Source organism: Rhodopseudomonas sp. P2A-2r, assembly GCF_026015985.1.
Classification (GTDB): domain Bacteria; phylum Pseudomonadota; class Alphaproteobacteria; order Rhizobiales; family Xanthobacteraceae; genus Tardiphaga.
This window is the reverse complement of record NZ_CP110389.1, coordinates 4463295-4480752: the sequence shown is the minus strand read 5'-3', so window position 1 is coordinate 4480752 and position 17458 is coordinate 4463295. Positions and strand designations below refer to the sequence as shown.

The following is a 17458-nucleotide window of genomic DNA, read 5'->3' as shown; positions in this document are numbered from 1 at the left end:
TGCTACGAAACTACAGACCGAGCCATTCTTCGATCGGTCCCTTGGGCAGCGGGACCAAAAACCAGCGCTCGAATATGACGTAGGTGACGATGGGCATGCCGAGCGAAATGGCCGCGACAATCGGCCATTTGTAATTGCCCAGCCACCGCATGAACCAGGCGATAAAGATCATCGATGCCAGATAGAGCCCGGTGAACGGCATTGCGGCCACATAGATGGCCGTGGGAATGACGACGCTGAAGACCTGGCGAAGCTGGCTCCATTCCGCGAACAGGCCGCCGTGATCGTCGCGCAGCACGTTCCAGAGATTGATCGCACTGGAGACGATGATGATCAGCCCGACATAGAACGGGAAGAATCCGGCGCGCGGACCCTCGGCGCCCCAGTTGATGCCGGCCTTGATGCTGCCGAATACCACGATGGCACCGAAGACAGCGATCACCAGCGTGACCCCGGATTCCACCGCCCTGTGCGTGGGGCCGACATTGCGTGAACCATGCGCGGTCATGAAAACTCCATACGTGCCCGGGCCTGGCTGCGAGCCAAGCGCCGGTGAAGCGGATGCGGGCGATCGGTGGCCGTGCTGGTTCAGTTACCTTGCGCGAGGAAGCCGGCTTCCTTCATCAGGGTCTCGTGACGCTTCTCTTCCTTCTCGACCCAGCCGGCATAGTCGCTTCCGGTCATGAAGGTGGTGTTGAAGGCGCCGTTCTTCATGAGGTCCTGCCATTCCGGCGTAGCGCGAACTTTCTTGAACAGCTCGACATAATATTCGATCTGGTCCTTCGTCGCCTTGGGCGACATGAAGACGCCGCGCAGCATGACATATTCCATGTCGAGGCCTTGCGACTTGCAGGTCGGAATATCTTTCCAGGCCTTGCCATCGGCGACCTGCCCGTCATAGGCCATCTGCTTGCCGTCGAACACGCACAACGGACGCACCTTGCCGCCACGCCATTGCGCCACTGCCTCGATCGGATTGTTCACCGAGGAGTCGATATGGTTGCCGACGAGCTGCACCGCGACTTCGCCGCCGCCCTTGTAGGGAATGTAGGTGAACTTGGTGCCGGTGGCCTTCTCGACCGCGACGGTGATGATCTGGTCCTCCTGCTTCGAACCGGTGCCGCCCATCTTCATGGTGCCCGCGGGGGCGGCCTTTGCCGCATCGACGAACTCCTTGACGGTCTTGTACGGTTTGTCGGCATTGACCCACAGCACGAACTCATCGAGCGACAGCATCGCGACCGGTGTGAGGTCTTTCCAGTTGAAGGGAATGCCGGTGGCGAGCGGCGTGGTGAACAGGTTCGAGAGCGTGATGATGATCTTGTGCGGATTGTTGGCCGCGGATTTGACGTCGAGAAAACCTTCGCCTCCGGCGCCGCCGGACTTGTTAATCACCACCATCGGCTGCTTCATCAGATTATGCTTGGTGACGATGCCCTGGATGGTGCGGGCCATCTGGTCGGCACCGCCGCCGGTGCCGGCAGGCACGATGAATTCCACGGGCCTCATGGGCTCCCAGGCGGCAGACGCGGGGGCAAAGCCGCCGGCGAACAAGCACATAACCGTGCCGAGCGCGAAACAAGAGGCAGAACGCGTCATCGTTTTCTCTCCCATTGATCTTGATTGCGTCGATCGATCGTCGACTTGGAAATCAGAACTGGTTTAGCGGGACTCTTCCTTCAGCTTTTCGGATACAGATGACAGCATACAAAACCCCGCAGGGTGCAGCAAAACTGTGCCAAACGGCCCCGGCACGCAAGCTGCGATCAGGCTTGGGTTTTCGAATCTGGATGCGGCGCGCATGCATGCGGCTCGTGCCTCATTACCGAGACGTCGCGAGCCTTGATCCCCTCCCAAAATGCTTTCATTCAGTCGAAGCATTGCCGGCCAGGCATTTTGGTATGCGATATGCCAGTGCGCAAGCGCTTATCCTGTGCGGGATCTGCCAAAACGTCGCAGGGGCCGGCGGCAGTCCATCTGTGGACGCAATGAAAAAATGGCCCCGGAAACCGGGGCCAAGTCTGGGAGGAAGTCGGGGCAGGCGCGCGACGGCGCCGGCGAAACTCGTTGAAAAATAGGGTCTTACAGACCGAAGCGGGGCAAATCGCCGTTACGCACCGCAATGCGGGCGCTGGACATCAACCAACCGTCAACGGTGGCCATCAGGCGGCCGAACAAGGAGCTGGACGGGGCGAGGTCGAGAGAAGCGGTCTTGGACATGGATCTATCCCTTTCTGCGGCGCTTCGAAGCGCACCAATCATCTGGGGACAATCTACGTATACCAGATGCCAGAGACAATTCCTTTGTTTGCATAGCAGCAAGAACCATATTGCAGCGCAAAATTGGTCGATTTGAATTTCTTATCAAAGTTCCCGCAACAAAAAGGCCGCCGGAGTCCGGCGGCCTTTGAAATCATTGGCGGATTGAAGAGATTATTCGGCTGCCACCTTCCGCGGCGGGGCCAGGGCGCCGGAATCGTGGATCTCGGCGACCTGGTGGTCGCTGAAGCCGAGCACCTGGCGCAGGATCTCGTCGGTGTGCTCGCCGAGCAGCGGTGAGCGCTCGACCACGGTCGGGCTGTCCGACATCTTGATCGGGTTGCCGACCGACAGGTACTTGCCGCGCTCGGGGTGATCGACCTCGACCACCGTGCCGGTAGCGCGCAGCGACTGGTCCTCGGCGAGTTCTTTCATCGACAGGATCGGGCCGCAGGGGATGTCGTGCTCGTTCAGCTCGTCCATTGCCTCGAACTTGGTCTTGGTCATCGTCCACTGTTCGATGCGCGAAAAGATCTCGTTGAGCTTCGGCAAGCGAACCGCCGGCTTGGAATAGGCCGGGTCGGTCTTCCAGGTGGGCTCGCCGATCACGTCGCAGATCTTCTCCCACACCGGCGCCTGGGTGATGAAGTAGATGTAGGCGTTCGGATCGGTCTCCCAGCCCTTGCACTTCAGGATGCGGCCGGGCTGGCCGCCGCCGGAATCGTTGCCGGCGCGCGGCACCGCGTCGCCGAACGGAATGCCTTCGCCGAACTGGCTGTATTCCTTGAGCGGTCCGTGGGCGAGGCGCTGCTGGTCGCGCAGCTTGACGCGCGACAGGTTCAGCACGCCGTCCTGCATCGCGGCGGTGACCTTCTGGCCGCGGCCGGTGACGGTGCGCTGATAGAGCGCGGTGACGATGCCGAGCGCGAGATGCAGGCCAGTGCCGCTGTCGCCGATCTGCGCGCCGGTGACCAGCGGCAGGCCGTCGCGGAAGCCGGTGGTGGAGGCTGCTCCGCCGGTGCACTGGGCGACGTTCTCATAGACCTTGCAGTCCTCATAGGGGCCGGGACCGAAGCCCTTGATCGAGGCGACGATCATCTTCGGGTTGAGCTCCTGGATCTTCTCGAACGGGAAGCCCATGCGGTCGAGCACGCCCGGTCCGAAATTCTCCACCAGCACGTCGCAGGACTTGATAAGCGCGACCAGCACTTCCTTGCCCTTGGGGTTCTTGGTGTCGAGGGTGATCGAACGCTTGTTGTGGTTCAGCATGGTGAAATACAGGCTGTCGACGTTGGGGACGTCCTGCAACTGCCCGCGGGTGATGTCGCCGACGCCCGGCCGCTCCACCTTGATGACGTCGGCGCCAAACCAGGCCAGCAACTGCGTGCAGGTCGGTCCGGACTGGACGTGGGTGAAATCAAGAATGCGAACGCCCTTGAGCGCCTGAGTCATGGTCTTGCTCCCGTATCGTGTTGTGCCGCGTCGGCGGAGTGAGAAGAGGCGGGGGCCTTGCGACCCCGTCGAGATGCAGAGTTATTTCTTCTTCTTCAGCAGGCTCTGCGGATTGAGATTGCCGATGCGGCCGGATTCGCTACCGGCGGCCGGATCGATCACCGCATTGACCAGCGTCGGTCTGCCGGAATCCATGGCTTCGTTGACCGCGCGCTTGAGTTCGTCTGGCGAGGTCACGTTGACGCCGACGCCGCCGAAGGCTTCCATCATCTTGTCGTAGCGCGCGCCCTTGACGAACACGGTGGGCGCCACGTCGGCGCCGCCGGTCGGATTGACATCGGTGCCGCGATAGATGCCGTCATTGTTGAACACGACGATGCAGACCGGCAGATTGTAGCGGCAGATGGTCTCGACCTCCATGCCGGAGAAGCCGAACGCGCTGTCGCCCTCGATCGCCAGCACCGGCTTGCTGGTTTCGACGGCGGCGGCGATGCAGTAGCCCATGCCGATGCCCATGATGCCCCAGGTGCCGACGTCGATGCGCTTGCGCGGCTTGTACATGTCGACGATGCCGCGGGCGAGGTCGAGCGTGTTGGCGCCCTCGTTGACCAGCATGGCGTCCGGGCGCTCGGCGATGATGGTCCGCAGCACGCCGAGCGCGCCATGATAATCCATCGGCGAGTTGTTGTTCATCAGCCGCGGCGCCATCTTGGCGATGTTGTCGTCGCGCTTCTTGGTGATGGCACCGGTCCAGTCGGCCGACGGCTTGGTCCAGCCCTTGCCGATGCCTTCGAGCAGGGCAGCGACGCAGGAGCCGATGTCGCCGACGACGGGTGCGACGATCTCGACGTTGGAATCCATTTCCTTCGGCTCGATGTCGATCTGGATGAACTTCTTCGGCTGATCGCCCCAGCTCTTGCCCTTGCCGTGCGACAGCAGCCAGTTGAGGCGCGCGCCGATCAAGAGCACCACGTCGGAGTCTTTCAGTACGGTGGAGCGCGCGGCACCGGCGCACTGCGGATGGGTGTCCGGCAACAGGCCCTTGGCCATGCTCATGGGCAGGAAGGGGATGCCGGAGGTCTCGACCAGCGCCTTGATGGCATCGTCGGCCTGCGCGTAGGCGGCGCCCTTGCCGAGGATGATCAGCGGCTTCTTGGCGGACTTCAACACGTCGAGCGCGCGCTTGATCGAGTCGGGGCCGGGGATCTGCGCCGGTGCGGCGTCGATCACCTTGACCAGCGACTTCTCGCCGGCGGCGGCATCGATCACCTGGCCGAACAGCTTGGCGGGCAGATCGAGATAAACGCCGCCGGGGCGGCCGGACACCGCGGCGCGGATCGCGCGCGCCACGCCGATGCCGATGTCCGCGGCATGCAACACACGGAACGCGGCCTTGCACAGCGGCTTGGCGATGGCGAGCTGGTCCATCTCCTCATAGTCGCCCTGCTGAAGGTCGACGATCTCGCGCTCGGACGAGCCGGAGATCAGGATCATCGGGAAGCAGTTGGTGGTGGCATGGGCCAGCGCGGTGAGGCCGTTGAGGAAGCCGGGGGCCGACACCGTGAGGCAGACGCCGGGCTTCTTGGTGAGATAGCCGGCGATCGAGGCGGCGTAGCCGGCGGCCTGCTCGTGGCGGAACGACAGCACGCGGATGCCCTCGGCCTGCGCCATGCGGCCGAAGTCGGTGATCGGAATGCCCGGCACGCCGTAGATCGTTGTGAGGCCGTTGAGCTTCAACGCGTCGATGATCAGATGAAAGCCATCCGTCAGCTCCGGCTCGGCGTCTACTGCAGCGATATTCTGTGCCAGTGCGGTCATCCGCGATCTCCCTTTTCTATTCTTGTGACGCTGTTGCCTGCATGGGCGTTGGTATCAAATCGGCGAGCCGCTTTCCGTAAGCCGCATCTTAGGAAGCCTTTTCCTGCGCAGACTTGGTGAACAGCTCCTGGCCGTGCGCTTCGACATAGGCCGCGAGCCCAAGCGTGTGATCGCGCGCGCGCTTCTCCGCGAGTTCGGTGTTGCGTTCCTCGAGTGCCTCGATGATCGCCATATGCTCGGGCAGGGATGTCGCGGTGCGATCGGTACGTCCGATCGTCAGCTGCCGATAGCCGCGCACATGCAGCAGGATGTCGTTGGTCATGTCGACCAGCACCGGCGACTCGCTGAGCGAGATCAGCGCCTGGTGAAAAGCGATATTGGCCCTGGAATATTCCTCGACGTGATCCTGCGGCAGCCGGTCCTTGCCGAAATCCTTGAAGAAATCGCGCAGCGCCGAGATATCCTTCTTGCGCGCTGTGGTGGTGATCAGACGTGCAGCCATGCTTTCCAGCGCCGCCCAGGCGCGGATCATGTCGACGATCTCGGTCTTGGTCCGTTTGACAACGACGATACCGCGACGAGGCATGGTCTTGACGAAGCCGTCCTGCTCGAGCATCGCGATAGCCTCGCGGATCGGCGTACGGCTGACCCCGAGGCGTTCCGACAGCGCACGCTCGTCGAGCATCACCGGCTCGGCCGTGGTGTAGATGTCCATCTTGAGAATCGCTTCCTTCAAGGCCTCGTAGGCCTTGTTCTTGAAGCTGGTCTCCGGGGCGATCCGCATGATCGCAATATCTGCCTCAGCCATAGTCTGCGGCGCCTTGGTTGGTTTACTGCGAACGGCCATGAATCATCTCCTCCATGGGAGATGTCTTATCAGAATAATCTCCAGTAATTTTTGGCATACCAAATACCACGATGTCAAGTTGCCAGCGTTTTCAGCACTTCCGACCAGCGTGCTGCCTTGACAAGATTGTTTCTGGCATACCAAATGCCATCAACCGCAGCCTGGTTCAACAGACGTTCACGGAGGAAGCCATGTCATCCACAAATCTCGCTACCAAGGTCGCCGCGCCGTCCGCCAAGGATGCGGTCCGCAAAGTTCTCGATGCCGTCAGGGCTGACAAACGCACCAGCCTGACCGCGCCCGAGGGCAAGCTGGTCTGCGATGCCTATGGCATTCCGGTGCCGGGCGAAGGCGTGGCGACATCCGCTGCCGAGGCGGCGACGCTGGCGACGGGCATGGGCTTCCCGGTTGTGATGAAGATCGTCTCGCCGGACATTCTGCACAAGACCGAAGCCGGCGGCGTCATCGTCGGCGTCAAGACGGCGGACGACGCGCAGAAGGCCTATGACACCATTCTGGCCAATGCGAAGAAGTACAAGGCCGACGCCAAGATCGAAGGCGTGCAGGTGCAGCAGATGCTGATGGGCGGCACCGAGGTGATCATCGGCTCGATCACCGACGGCTCGTTCGGCAAGCTGGTGGCCTTCGGCCTCGGCGGCGTGCTGGTCGAAGTCTTGAAGGATGTCACCTTCCGTCTCGCACCGGCCACCAATGACGATGCGATGTCGATGCTCGACGGCATCCAGGCAGCCGAGATGCTCAAGGGCGTGCGCGGCGGCGATCCTGCCAACCGCGAGGCGCTGGCCGATATCATCGTCAAGGTGTCGCAGCTGGTCAGCGACTTCCCGGAAATGGTCGAGCTCGATCTCAATCCGGTGTTCGCCACCAAGAAGGACGCCATTGCCGCCGACGTGCGCATCGTCGTCGACTTCGACTACAAACCGCGCCCGGCGCCGCGCTCCAATGCCGAAATCGTCACTGCGATGAACCGCATCATGATGCCGAAGGCGGTCGCCGTGATCGGCGCTTCCGCCGAGGATGGCAAGATCGGCAACTCGGTGATGAAGAACCTGATCAACGGCGGCTACAAGGGCGAGATCTATCCGATCCATCCCAAGGCCACCGAGATCATGGGCCGCAAGGCCTACAAGAGCGTCAAGGACGTCGAGGGCGTGATCGACACCGCCGTGTTCGCGATCCCCGCAAAATTCGTGGCAGGCGCGCTGATCGAATGCGGGGAGAAGCAGATCCCCGGCGCCGTGCTGATCCCGTCCGGCTTTGCGGAGGCCAACGAGCCGGCACTGCAGGAAGAGATCGTCGAGATCGGCAAGAAGTACAATGTCCGCCTGATGGGGCCGAACATCTACGGCTTCTACTACACCCCGCCAATCTCTGCGCGACGTTCTGCACCGCCTACGACGTCAAGGGCTCGGCGGCACTTTCGTCGCAGTCCGGCGGCATCGGCATGGCGATCATCGGCTTTTCGCGCTCGGCGAAGATGGGCGTCTCTGCCATCGTCGGGCTCGGCAACAAGAGCGACATCGATGAGGACGATCTGCTCGCCTTCTTCGAGCAGGATCCCAACACCAACATCATCGCCCAGCATTGCGAGGACCTGAAGGACGGTCGCGCCTTTGCGGAGGCTGCCAAGCGCGTCTCCAAGATCAAGCCCGTGGTCGTCCTGAAGGCCGGCCGCACCTCGGCGGGCGCCAAGGCGGCGTCGTCGCACACCGGCGCGCTCGCCGGCAACGACAAGATCTACGAGGACGTGCTGAAGCAGTCAGGCGTGATCCGCGCCCGCTCGCTGCGCCAGCTGCTGGAATTCGCCCGCGGCATTCCGGTGCTGCCGACGCCGAAAGGCGAGAACGTGCTGATCATCACCGGCGCCGGTGGTTCAGGCGTGCTGCTGTCGGATGCGGTGGTGGACAACGGCATGAGCCTGATGACCATGCCGCCGGATCTCGATGCCGCGTTCCGCAAGTTCATCCCGCCATTCGGCGCCGCCGGCAATCCGGTCGACATCACCGGCGGCGAACCGCCCATCACCTACGTCAACACGGTGAAGCTCGGCCTCACGGACGAGCGCGTGCATTCGCTGATCCTCGGCTACTGGCACACCATCGTCACCCCGCCCATGGTGTTCGCGCGCAACATGGTCGAGATCAAGAACGAGATGAAGGCCAAGGGCATCGAGAAGCCGATGGTCGCCTCGCTCGCCGGCGACGTCGAGGTCGAGGAGGCCGCGGAGTATCTCTACCAGAACGGCATCCCGGCCTATGCCTACTCGACCGAGCTGCCTGTGGAGGTGCTCGGCGCCAAGTACAAGTGGGCGAGGGGCGCGGGACTGCTGTAAGCGGCACTGGCTTTATCGCATCAAAGGAAACGCCGCCCGGGCAACCGGGCGGCGTTTTTTCTTTGTCACCTTTGCATGGCTGCCAAATGCTGTCGTCACCCGGCTTGACCGGGTGATCCAGTACATGCCGGCCGGAGTATACTGGGGCGCCCGGTCCAGGCGCGCAATTGCGCGCCAGGCCGGGCGATGACACCTGAGAGGGAGGCGAGCGCGAGGCCTTCACACGCCGCGAATGAAATCAGACCACCACCGCGTGTTTCTCAAAACCCTCCACGCCAAAAATTCGCGTGTAGCGTGCGATCTCTTCCGGGCTGCCGGTGGTCTTCGCCGGATTGTCCGACAGCTTCACGGCGGCACGGCCGTTGGCCGAGGTCACCTTGCAGACCAGGCTGATCGGATCGAGCGTGTCGAGGCCGCGCGGATGCGCGCCGCGGAAATCGTTGGTGGCCATAGTGCCCCAGCCAAAGCTCTCGCGGATTCGGCCGCGGAATTTCTGGTGCAAGTCGATCATCGAGTCGACCTCCAGCCCGTCGGAGAACATCGCGCGCTTCTTGCGCGGATCCTCGCCGCGCGCGGCGTACCAGGCGATGATCTCCTCGCCGGCGGCGACGGGCTCCTTGGAGTCCATGCGCATGCCGGTCCAATGCCCAGCCCACTCCGGCGCGTCGCGCAGAAACTGCGTCATGCCGAAGGTGTCGGGCAGGATGATCAGCAGCTCACCGTCATAGACTTCCTGCCATTTCGCCAGCACGTCGTATTGGGCGCGCTTCAGGTCCGCGTCGGTGTTGGCGAGGCAGGCCGCGACCATCGGCAGCTCGTGCGAATTGGTGCCGATCGCCTCGAACGAATGCTTGAAGGCGAGCAGGGCGTTGGAGGTGCCGACGAAGGTGCGGCCGAGCTCGTTGGCCATCACGTCGGTGACCCATTCCTGCCACAGGAAGCTGTGGCGGCGGCGAGTGCCAAACTCGGCCAGCCTGAGGTCTGGGTGTTCCTGCAGCCGCTGCACCTTGCCCCAGATCTTGGTCTTGGCCTGGGCGTAGAGGATATCCAGCTCGAACTTGTCGAGCGTTGACATCGCGCTGCGGGTGCGCAGCTCGCTGACGATCGCCAGTGCGTAGATCTCCCACATCGTGACCTCGGCCCAAGGGCCTTGGAAGGTCAGCACATACTGGCCGTCGATGGTTTCGAGGTGATAATCCGGCAACCGGAAGCTGCGCAGATATTCGATATATTCGGGGCGGAAAATGTCGCGGCGACCGTAGAAGCGGTTGCCGGCCAGCCAGATCAGCTCGTTCTCGCGGAACCGCAGCGTGCGCGCGTGGTCGAGCTGCGCGCGCAGCACGGCTTCCGGGATGATCTGGGCCAGCCGCACCTTCTTGGTGCGGTTGATCAGGCTGAAGGTGACCGGCACCTGTGCGTACAGCATCCAGATGAACTGGTGCATCAGTAACTTGTAGAAATCGGTGTCCAGCAGCGACCGGATGATCGGATCGAGCCGGTAATTGTGGTTGTGGACCCGGGTGGCGAAATCCATCATGGCGACGCCATTCCTGATGAGGTGCCGGCAGCAGGCACGGATCGACGCGGCGTTTCCGCAGCGGTGGCGCCGCATCGGCAGACCACGAAATTGAGGTATCTGCCGGGTTTGGCGATGTCAACGGAGGCTATACCCCCGCAGCGCGGCGCAGCCGCGCGAGGCGGGGAGGGACGTTCATTCGGCCCTACCGGAACATAGGTCTCGCTATCGCGCCAGCCCTGCATCCGGCGCGTTGGCCTGCAGCGTATTCTGGATCGCCTGGCGTAATCGCGGATAATCCACGATCGCCCAGTCGGACATCCGGATATCCGCCAGCAGTGCCGCCGACTTGCCGAACACAATGATACGGTCGCCGACGCTCATGGCTTCCTCGAGCTGGTGGGTGATCAGGATGGCGGTCGAATGGAACTCTCGCGCCAGCGCCACGAATGTCTCGCGCAGTTCGCCGGCGGTGACTTCGTCCAGCGCGCTGAAGGATTCATCGGCCAGCAGGATCTCCGGTTGAACTGCGAAGGCGCGCGCGATGGCGACGCGCTGGCGCATGCCGCCGGACAGTTCGCGCGGATAGGCGTTGGCGAACTTCTCCAAGCCGAGCCGCTTCAGCCAGTCCATCGCACGCTGCTGTTGCACGTCTTCACTGACGCCGATCAGTTCCAGCGGCAGCTTGACGTTGTCCAGCGCCGAGCGCCACGGCAACAGCCGGTCCTGCTGGAAGATGGTCGCGATCCTGCCGCGGAAATGGTTGAAGTCGTCATAGGGTGTCTTTCCGCCGATCGAGATGCTGCCGGCGGTCGGGTGTTCCAGGCCGATCAGCAGGTCGAACAGGGTCGACTTGCCGCAGCCGGTCTGGCCGACGATCGCGACCATCTCGCCGGGCTCGATGAGCAGCGTCAATTGATGGATCGCCACCACCGAGTGCCCGGAGGTGGTCTGGCGAAATACTTTGCGCAGGTTGGCGACTTCGATCGCCGCGGATGCGGTCATGCCCGCCACCGCAGCACGCGGGTCTCGAGCCGGACCAGCAGGGCCTCCAGAATGAACAGCAACACGACCAGCACCAGTGTCCAGGCGAACACATCCGCCACCGAAAACAACTCCTGCGCCACCGAGAGTTGATGACCGATCCCGGTGACGGCGCCAACCAGTTCGGCGATGGTCACGACGCGGATCGCCAGGCTGAGCGTAATCTTCCAACTGGTGATCAGGCCGGGGGTGATCGCCGGCAGCATCAGCTTATGAAAGAACTGCAACGGCGTCGGCCGAAACGACCGGATCATCTGCCGCAAGTCGTTGGACACCTCGCGCATGTTGTCTAGCGCGTCCACGGTGAAGACCGGCGCGCAGACCACTACCAGCACGAAGGCGATGCGGAATTCGACGCCCTTGAACCACAGCACCGCAAACAGGATCCACGACACTACTGGCACGGCCATCAGCACCCGCACCATCGGCCGCAGATAGCGCTCCAGGCTCTCGGAGAGATGCATCACGATCGCAAACGCCAGCCCGATGACGAAGGACAGCACCAGCGCCCCGAGCACGCGCGCAAGCGTCACCGCGACATCGAGCGGCGTGATCTTGGTCAGGCTCTGCGCGATGCGGCCGAGGCCGGGAATGGCGAACGCCGGAATTCCTAAAGTCGGCGCCAGATAGGACATGGCCTGCCACAGGCACAGGAAGATCGCGATCGACAAGATGGCTTCGCGCGGCAGGCTGTTGATCGCGAGCGAACGGCGCGGTTCCTCGAACGGCGCGGTCGCGTGATCCTGGTCAGGGGGCATATATGATCGCTTGGTCCGGCAGCTTGGGATGGAAGCCCGCCGCCACCGCGCGTTCAAAAGTGTCCCAGATGCCCTTGCGCTCGCCGCCCCACGCCGGCTGCGCGTCGAAATCCCAGCGCTTTGCCAGAACCGCTTCCTTCAGGATGCCCGGCGGCAGCTTGACGGTTTCGACCGCGATCTTGTCCGCGCCGTCGGGATCGCTCTTGAGAAAAGCGGTGACGTCCTGCAGCGCTGCGAGAAACATCTCGGGCGCCTTGGGTGCCTTCTTGATCGCGTCCTCGCGCATGGCATAGACCAGCTCCCAGCCGGGGAAGCCGGTGAGCTTCTTCCATTCGTCGTTGGCGTTGAAGATGATCTTCAGGGACGGATCTTCCTTGATCATCATGGTGGCGATCGGCTCGATGATCATGGCGGCGTCGACGCGGGCGGCGGCGAGCTGAGCGCGGGCGACAGCGAAATTGGCCGTGACCAGCGTCATGTCCTTGGCCATGTCGATGTTCTGCGATTTGGCGATGATCGACAGGATCTGGAACTGGCCGCTGCCCATGTCGGCGGCGAGCTGCTTGCCCTTGAGATCGGCCAAGCTCTTGATCGCCGGGTCCTTGCTGATGATAACGAGATCCGCCAGCGTCGCGCCGGTGGCGATGATCTGCAGCGGCACACCTTCGAGCCGCAGCTTCTGGAAATAGGTCGGGCCGCCGATCAGCGTATCGACCTCGCCGGTGGCGAGGCCCGCATAATAGGCGGCAAAGCCCGGATACACCGTGACGTCCGCCTCGAACCCGTTCTTGGTATCGAAGCCGCGCGCTTTCATGATGTTGACAATGATCGGTGCGAAGACGGGGAGGGTGAGGCTGCCGACCTTGATCTTCGGTTGGGCCTGCGCGCGTGACGGCGTCGCCGATGTTGCGCTTGCGAGCACCAAGGCACTGCCCATTGTAAATGCACGGCGTGATAAAATAGTCATCGACACTCTCTCCTGTTGCTGCAGTGCGGTGCAGCTGACGGCATTTTCACGGCTCAGTACACGCGGCTATATTTGTTTGTAAGCAATCGATATGCCAAAATATAACGCACTAAAAACTCTTGCAGTCAAAGAACAAGCCTACTAGCCTTTCGTATGTGCACATACGAAATTGCACCGAGCTGTCGACTGCCTGCAGGAGGCAATGATGCCGCATGTAACGACCCCCGACAGAATCAAACTCTATTACGAAGAGGTTGGATCAGGGAGTCCTGTGGTTTTCGTCCATGAGTATGCCGGCGACTATCGCACCTGGGAGCCGCAGCTGCGCTACTTCTCCCGCGCGCATCGCTGTATCACCTTCAGCCAGCGCGGCTATCCGCCGTCGGATGTGCCAACCGATCCGGCACGTTACGGTCAGGACATTGCGCGCGACGATGTCATTGCATTGATGGACGCGCTGAAGATCGACAAGGCGCATATCGTCGGGCATTCCATGGGCGCCTCGACCGCACTGCATGTCGGCATCAACTATCCCGGACGATGTTTGTCAGTGACTGCCGCCAGCTGCGGCTATGGCTCGAGCCCCGACCCGGCATTCGTCGAGCAGGGCCGCGCCGCTTCGCGTGAGACCGCGAAGATGTTCGAGACGGTGGATTTTCCGACCGCGGCGGCACGCTACGCCGACGGCGCCACGCGCCAGACCCAGAAAAACAAGGACCCGCGCGGCTTCGCGGAATTCGCCAAGATGCTGGCCGATCATTCTCCGGTCGGCCATGCGCTCACCATGCGCGAATTGCAGGCCAAGCGGCCGATGCTGTGGGAGATGGAGAAGCAGTTGAGCGCGTTCTCCGTGCCGCTGCTGATCATCGTCGGTGACGAAGACGACTGGTGCCTCGATCCCAGCGTCTTCCTGAAGCGTGCGGTGCCCACCGCGGGCCTTCTGGTGATCCCGCGATCGGGCCACACCATCACCTCGGAAGAGCCGGCAGCGTTCAATGTGGCGCTGTCCGAACTGTTCGCGGCTTCCGCCGCGGGCACCTGGATGTCGCACCGCAAGCAGGCCTGAGCGATGAAAACGCCCGGCGACATCCAAATCGATCTTGCGGACGGCATCGCGACGTTACGGATTGCCAATCCGGCGCGGCGCAACGCGGTGTCCTCCGCGATGTGGCACAAGATCGCGGCCTTTGCCGCCGAGCTGCCCGAGCGCAAGGACGTGCGCGTGATCATCATCCGCGGCGCCGGCGAGCAGATGTTTTCAGCCGGCGCGGATATTTCGGATTTTGCCACCGCGCGCTCGGGCGAGGGGCAGGCCCGCGCCTATGACGATCTGGTGGAGAGCACCTGCAAGGCGATCGAGGCGATTCCTCAGCCGACCATCGGCATGATCTTCGGCGGCTGCATGGGGGCGGGCTCGTCGGTCGCGGCAAGCTGCGACCTGCGCGTTGCGGCGGACGATGCCTTCTTCGCAGTGCCGGCCGCGAAACTCGGCCTAGGCTACGATCCGCGCGGCATTGCGCGTTTCATCCGCGTGTTCGGCGCGGGGGCCACACGCCAGGTGCTGTTCACCGCGGATCGGCTACCGGCGATGCGCGCGCACGCTCTGGGCGCGGTCCATGTGGTGGCGCCGGCCGGCGAGGTCGAAGCCCGCACGATGGCACTGGCGAAGCAGATCGCCGGCAATGCGCCGCTGACGATCAAGGCCGCGAAAGCGGCGATAGCGGCCATCACCACCGACGATTCCGATCTGCTGGCGCAAGCCGAGGCATTTTATGCCGCGGCCGACGCCAGCGCCGACTACGCCGAGGGCCGCAAGGCCTTTGCCGAGAAACGACCCCGGTCTTCACCGGGAGCTAATCCGTCCGACCACGTTCCTCACCTCTGCAACTGAAGGAGTTCCACATGGATCTGCAACTCAAGGGCAAATGCGCGCTCGTCACCGGCGGCAGCGAAGGCATCGGCAGGGCAATTGCCATGACGCTGGCGAAAGAAGGCGTCAACGTCGCCATCTGCGCACGTCGCCTGGAGCCGCTGGAAAAGACCGCCGAAGAGATCCGCAACGCTTATGGCGTCACCGTGGTTGCGATCACCGCCGACCTGACCAAGGACGCGGAAGCCAAGAACTTCGTCGAGAAGGCCGCCAAGGAGCTCGGCAGCCTCGACCTGATGATCAACAATGCCGGTTCGGCTCCGGGCGGAGTCATCGAGACGCTCACGGAAGCCGACTGGGAGCAGGCCATGCAGCTCAAGTTCATGGGCTATGTGCGCTGCCTGCGTTACGCGCTGCCGATCATGGTGAAGCAGGGCGGCGGCCGCGTCGTCAATCTGATCGGCAATGACGGCGTCAAACCGTCATACTGGGAGATCGCGCCCGGTGCCGCCAATGCCGCCGGTCAGAACATGACCCTGTCGCTGGCCGGCCAGTACGGCCGCCACAACATCTCGTTCTGTGCGGTCAATCCGGGGCCGGTGCGCACCGAGCGCTGGGCCGGCCTCGTCGGCGCCATGTCGCGCGATATGGGCATTTCCTACGAGGAGGCCGACAAGCTGGCGCCGGCCTCGATCCCGCTCGGCCGCATTGCCGAGGTCGAGGAAGTTGCCAACCTCGTCGTCATGCTGGCATCGCCGCTGGTGCAGATGGCCAACGGCACGATGATCGAGATCGACGGCGGTCAGGACAAGGCGCTGATGGATCGCTTCCGCGACCGGTAGGCGTTAGTAGCGCGCTGTGCTTGTCTTCCTCTCCCCCAGCGCGGCGAAGCCGCGCGCAGTGGGAGAGGGTGCCTGAGCGCAGCGAAGGCGGGAGAGGGTTCTTTGTCTTTAAGGCTCCACCCCTTCTCCCGTCTCGAACCCGCTTCGCGGGCTTCGATCCACCCTCTCCCACCAACGCAGCTTCGCTGCGCCGGGAGAGGGGACGACCAGCGTTCGTGGCCAAGGGAAGACTCGTAACTGCACAGGTCGCCGCGCCATCGTCACCTGATCAAATCTTCAGCGATGTGCTCAGCACGTTGCACCACAACCAGTCTTGACAACAATGAGGGTGCACAAGACTATTTGCGTGCAAACTAATTCAGTCAGCAAATGCTGGCTTAACGCACTGCAAGCAAAGGCCTTCGCGCTTGGCTCTTGCTTGCGGGCGCGCCGCGACAGATAAGCTTCAGGCATATGTCGATCAACAGCGGAGTTCGATCATGATGACGGCTCGTTCCTTCAATTCTCTCGCTCTCGCCGGCGCGCTGGCGGTCTCGCTCGGCTTTGCTGCCTCTGCGCAGGAAACGATCAAGATCGGCGAGCTCAACAGCTACAAGACCCAGACCGCATTTCTCGACCCCTACAAGAAGGGGTGGGAATTGGCGATCGAGGAAATCAATGCTGCGGGCGGTGTGCTCGGCAAGAAGCTCGAAGTGATCTCGCGCGACGACGGCTCCAATCCTGGCGATGCCGTCCGCGTCGCCGATGAACTGGTGACGCGCGAAGGCGTCAACATTCTCGCCGGCACGTTTCTGTCGAACACCGGCCTTGCCGTGACGGAGTTCGCCGGCAAGAAGAAGGTGTTCTTCCTCGCCGCGGAGCCGCTGACTGACAAGATCACCTGGCAGAACGGCAACAAGTACACCTTCCGCCTGCGTACGCAGACTTATTCGCAGGTGGCGATGCTGCTGCCCGATGCGCTGACCGCCAAGAAGAAGCGCTGGGCGATCGTCTATCCGAACTACGAGTACGGCCAGACCGCGGTGGCGGCATTCAAGGAGTTGATGAAGGCCAAGCAGCCCGACATCGAGTTCGTCACCGAGCAGGCGCCGCCGCTCGGCAAGGTCGATGCCGGCGCCGTGGCGCAGGCGATCGATGACGCCAAGCCGGACGCGATCTTCAACGTGCTGTTCGGCGCCGACTTCGCCAAGCTGGTGCGCGAAGGCGGTACCCGCGGCACCTTCAAGGACCGCACCGTGGTGAGCGTGCTGTCCGGCGAGCCGGAATATCTCGATCCGGTGAAGGAAGAAGCTCCGGTCGGCTGGATCGTCACCGGCTATCCCTGGGACAAGATCAAGACCCCGGAACACGACGCCTTCCGCGCCGCCTACCAGAAGAAGTACAACGACTACCCGCGGCTCGGTTCGATCGTCGGCTACACCACCATGAAGTCGCTGGCCGCCGGCATTGCCAAGGCGGGCTCCACCGACACCGACAAATTGATCGCCGCCTTTGAAGGGCTGAAGGTCGACGGTCCGTTCGGTCCGTTCATCTACCGCGCCAGCGATCACCAGGCGACGATGGGGGCCTATGTCGGCAAGATCGCGCTGGAAAACGGCAAGGGCACCATGGTCGACTTCAAGTATGTCGACGGCGCCAGCGTGCTGCCGAGCGATGCCGACGTGAAGAAGCTGCGTCCAGCCACCGAGTGATGCGGAGCACTGCCATGATCGCCGCCCGTCCTCTCCCCGCC

The 17458-nt window shown here is 62.8% G+C and carries 14 protein-coding genes and 1 pseudogene; 5 read left to right on the top strand and 10 right to left on the bottom strand.

The window, feature by feature from the left end:
* Positions 1 to 10: 10 nt before the first annotated feature.
* The 6 genes from ONR75_RS21685 to ONR75_RS21660 form a co-directional block, all read right to left on the bottom strand.
* On the bottom strand, positions 11 to 508 hold the full coding sequence (locus ONR75_RS21685) for a tripartite tricarboxylate transporter TctB family protein (RefSeq protein WP_265079067.1): 498 nt from the start codon (positions 506 to 508) through the stop codon (positions 11 to 13).
* 80 nt (positions 509 to 588) lie between these two features.
* Positions 589 to 1599 (bottom strand): Bug family tripartite tricarboxylate transporter substrate binding protein, encoded by a 1011-nt coding sequence (locus ONR75_RS21680; protein WP_413776376.1) that lies wholly within the window; start codon positions 1597 to 1599, stop codon positions 589 to 591.
* A gap of 483 nt (positions 1600 to 2082) precedes the next feature.
* Positions 2083 to 2220: a hypothetical protein gene (locus ONR75_RS21675; RefSeq protein ID WP_265079066.1), complete on the bottom strand. Its 138-nt coding sequence runs from the start codon at positions 2218 to 2220 to the stop codon at positions 2083 to 2085.
* A gap of 213 nt (positions 2221 to 2433) precedes the next feature.
* Positions 2434 to 3711: a formyl-CoA transferase gene (gene frc / locus ONR75_RS21670; RefSeq protein WP_265079065.1), complete on the bottom strand. Its 1278-nt coding sequence runs from the start codon at positions 3709 to 3711 to the stop codon at positions 2434 to 2436.
* An 81-nt stretch (positions 3712 to 3792) separates the two neighbouring features.
* Entirely contained in the window at positions 3793 to 5529 is a 1737-nt protein-coding gene (gene oxc / locus ONR75_RS21665; protein WP_265079064.1) for an oxalyl-CoA decarboxylase, read from the bottom strand.
* 88 nt (positions 5530 to 5617) lie between these two features.
* Positions 5618 to 6376 carry a GntR family transcriptional regulator gene (locus tag ONR75_RS21660; protein WP_265079063.1) on the bottom strand — a complete coding sequence of 253 codons (759 nt, stop codon included), beginning with the start codon at positions 6374 to 6376 and terminating at the stop codon, positions 5618 to 5620.
* A gap of 191 nt (positions 6377 to 6567) precedes the next feature.
* Here ONR75_RS21660 and ONR75_RS21655 point away from each other — a divergent pair.
* Positions 6568 to 8729 (top strand): annotated as a pseudogene (locus ONR75_RS21655) (acetate--CoA ligase family protein).
* Between the two features lie 238 nt (positions 8730 to 8967).
* Here the strand turns inward: ONR75_RS21655 and pncB are convergent.
* The 4 genes from pncB to ONR75_RS21635 form a co-directional block, all read right to left on the bottom strand.
* Positions 8968 to 10266 carry a nicotinate phosphoribosyltransferase gene (gene pncB / locus ONR75_RS21650; RefSeq protein WP_265079062.1) on the bottom strand — a complete coding sequence of 433 codons (1299 nt, stop codon included), beginning with the start codon at positions 10264 to 10266 and terminating at the stop codon, positions 8968 to 8970.
* 204 nt (positions 10267 to 10470) lie between these two features.
* Positions 10471 to 11250, bottom strand: a complete 780-nt coding sequence (locus tag ONR75_RS21645) for an ABC transporter ATP-binding protein (protein WP_265079061.1) — start codon at positions 11248 to 11250, stop codon at positions 10471 to 10473.
* Positions 11247 to 12047, bottom strand: a complete 801-nt coding sequence (locus ONR75_RS21640) for an ABC transporter permease (RefSeq protein WP_265079060.1) — start codon at positions 12045 to 12047, stop codon at positions 11247 to 11249. The genes ONR75_RS21645 and ONR75_RS21640 overlap by 4 nt, the downstream gene beginning before the upstream one ends.
* A complete protein-coding gene (locus ONR75_RS21635; protein WP_265079059.1) occupies positions 12037 to 13014 on the bottom strand; it encodes an ABC transporter substrate-binding protein in 978 nt (325 codons plus the stop codon). Before ONR75_RS21635 ends, ONR75_RS21640 begins: the two co-directional genes overlap by 11 nt.
* 271 nt (positions 13015 to 13285) lie before the next feature.
* On the opposite strand from ONR75_RS21635, the gene ONR75_RS21630 reads away from it, so the two are divergent.
* From ONR75_RS21630 to ONR75_RS21615, 4 genes are all read left to right on the top strand, one after another.
* Positions 13286 to 14080: an alpha/beta fold hydrolase gene (locus ONR75_RS21630; RefSeq protein WP_265079058.1), complete on the top strand. Its 795-nt coding sequence runs from the start codon at positions 13286 to 13288 to the stop codon at positions 14078 to 14080.
* Positions 14081 to 14083: 3 nt separating this feature from the next.
* A complete protein-coding gene (locus ONR75_RS21625; RefSeq protein ID WP_265079057.1) occupies positions 14084 to 14905 on the top strand; it encodes an enoyl-CoA hydratase-related protein in 822 nt (273 codons plus the stop codon).
* Between the two features lie 11 nt (positions 14906 to 14916).
* The gene (locus ONR75_RS21620) at positions 14917 to 15726 is read left to right on the top strand and encodes an SDR family NAD(P)-dependent oxidoreductase (RefSeq protein WP_143573064.1); all 810 of its coding nucleotides are present in this window, start codon (positions 14917 to 14919) and stop codon (positions 15724 to 15726) included.
* Between the two features lie 482 nt (positions 15727 to 16208).
* Entirely contained in the window at positions 16209 to 17417 is a 1209-nt protein-coding gene (locus ONR75_RS21615; protein WP_265083758.1) for an ABC transporter substrate-binding protein, read from the top strand.
* The last annotated feature ends 41 nt before the right edge of the window (positions 17418 to 17458 follow it).

Coding starts and splice junctions, on each gene's coding strand:
- ONR75_RS21625 (WP_265079057.1), top strand. CDS start 14,084: ATGAAAACGCCCGGCGACATCCAAATCGATCTTGCGGACGGCATCGCG.
- ONR75_RS21680 (WP_413776376.1), bottom strand. CDS start 1,599: ATGACGCGTTCTGCCTCTTGTTTCGCGCTCGGCACGGTTATGTGCTTG.
- frc (WP_265079065.1), bottom strand. CDS start 3,711: ATGACTCAGGCGCTCAAGGGCGTTCGCATTCTTGATTTCACCCACGTC.
- ONR75_RS21640 (WP_265079060.1), bottom strand. CDS start 12,047: ATGCCCCCTGACCAGGATCACGCGACCGCGCCGTTCGAGGAACCGCGC.
- ONR75_RS21645 (WP_265079061.1), bottom strand. CDS start 11,250: ATGACCGCATCCGCGGCGATCGAAGTCGCCAACCTGCGCAAAGTATTT.
- ONR75_RS21615 (WP_265083758.1), top strand. CDS start 16,209: ATGACGGCTCGTTCCTTCAATTCTCTCGCTCTCGCCGGCGCGCTGGCG.
- ONR75_RS21660 (WP_265079063.1), bottom strand. CDS start 6,376: ATGGCCGTTCGCAGTAAACCAACCAAGGCGCCGCAGACTATGGCTGAG.
- pncB (WP_265079062.1), bottom strand. CDS start 10,266: ATGATGGATTTCGCCACCCGGGTCCACAACCACAATTACCGGCTCGAT.
- ONR75_RS21685 (WP_265079067.1), bottom strand. CDS start 508: ATGACCGCGCATGGTTCACGCAATGTCGGCCCCACGCACAGGGCGGTG.
- ONR75_RS21635 (WP_265079059.1), bottom strand. CDS start 13,014: ATGACTATTTTATCACGCCGTGCATTTACAATGGGCAGTGCCTTGGTG.
- ONR75_RS21620 (WP_143573064.1), top strand. CDS start 14,917: ATGGATCTGCAACTCAAGGGCAAATGCGCGCTCGTCACCGGCGGCAGC.
- ONR75_RS21675 (WP_265079066.1), bottom strand. CDS start 2,220: ATGTCCAAGACCGCTTCTCTCGACCTCGCCCCGTCCAGCTCCTTGTTC.
- oxc (WP_265079064.1), bottom strand. CDS start 5,529: ATGACCGCACTGGCACAGAATATCGCTGCAGTAGACGCCGAGCCGGAG.